This is a genomic window from Mycobacterium sp. E2327 (assembly GCF_001672675.1).
GTDB lineage: Bacteria > Actinomycetota > Actinomycetes > Mycobacteriales > Mycobacteriaceae > Mycobacterium.
This window is the reverse complement of the sequence record NZ_LZKE01000063.1, coordinates 1-1,359: the sequence shown is the minus strand read 5'-3', so window position 1 is coordinate 1,359 and position 1,359 is coordinate 1. Positions and strand designations below refer to the sequence as shown.

At 63.5% G+C, this 1,359-nt stretch carries 1 protein-coding gene; it reads right to left on the bottom strand.

From position 1 onward, the window contains the following. Positions 1 to 64: 64 nt before the first annotated feature. Positions 65 to 1,255: an IS481 family transposase gene (locus A5712_RS07715; protein ID WP_068103177.1), complete on the bottom strand. Its 1,191-nt coding sequence runs from the start codon at positions 1,253 to 1,255 to the stop codon at positions 65 to 67. Positions 1,256 to 1,359: the final 104 nt, after the last annotated feature.

Below are 1,359 nucleotides of genomic sequence, written 5' to 3'. Positions count from 1 at the left end.
CTGTTCAGAGTCGGTTGATCCTTGACGTTTCTATGTCGGTTGATCCTTGACACCCATGTTGTGGTTAGGCCGGTGCGCTGGTGCGTAGGGCCCGTTTATTTCGTACCTCGCCGCGACTGGTGCGGGCGGCGGTTTTGACCAGATCGTCGCCAATCCAAAACCGCAGTAGCTCACCGTCGACGTGGACATCGCAGCGGGCGCCGGCATAGTGGCGGCCCACGCTGACCTGCTGCCAGGACACGCACACGATGCCGTTGGCGCAGACCCGGCGGCTGACCCAGTCATCACCGTTGCGATCCTCGCCGCCGCCCGGCGCGTCAGCCACGGGTGCTGTCGCGGCAGTGGCGGCGCTGAACCGCTGCGCGGGTGTGGCCATGTCCAACGACTGATGCGGACGGGCGGTGTTGTAGTAGTCCACCCACTCATCCAGGGCCTGCTGGGCCGCCTTGAGGTTGGCGAAAGGTGGCCTGTTGCTGAGGAATTCCGCGCGCATGCTGCGATGGAAACGCTCAATCTTGCCCGTGGTCGTCGGCGAACGCGGCTGGGTCAGCAGGTGTTCGATGCCGTTTTCGCGGCAGATCCGATCAAAAAGCACTTCGACCACCGGGTGATTGAACCGGCCGGTGAACACCTTGCCGTTATCGGTCAAGATCTGCTCAGGAACCCCGTAGCGTGCCAGCGCATCACGCAACCCGTCGCAGACCGCGCGGGTGCGCTCGCGAGCCATCAGCCGGGCACAGACACACATCCGCGAATGGTCGTCGATTCCCGTCAGAGCCTTGGCGCTGGTGCCATCCGCCAGGGGGAATCCACCCACGATGTCCATCTGCCACAGCTCCATCGGGGCACCACGCTCCCAGCGTTTCCACTTGCGCGAGCGCCGATCCCGCAGACTCGGATCGATCATGCCCGCGCGCACCAGCGCCCGATAGGCCGCCGATTCCGAGGGCAACGGGACCACCCCACGCTTGCCCAACTCAAACACCAATCGCCGCGGCCCCCAATACGGGCGCGAGCGGCGCAACTCCAACAGCTCGGCCTCGACCACCGCAGGCATCTGATGCGGACACGACACCGGCCGATGCGACCGATCCGCCAACCCCTCGAGACCCTCGGCCTCATAGCGAGCCAACCAGGAATGCAGCGTCTGACGCGACACCCCGACCTTCTCGGCGACCTGCCAGATCGCCAACCCATCACTAATGACCGACATCACGGCCTGATACCGCTGCTCAGCCACGCTCAACTCCCTCATCTAGGGAGTGTCAAGGATCAGCCGAAGTAACTGTCAAGCATCAGCCGAAACACTGTCAGCCATCACCCGAAGTAGAAATGTCAACCATCAGCCGAGGTAATACA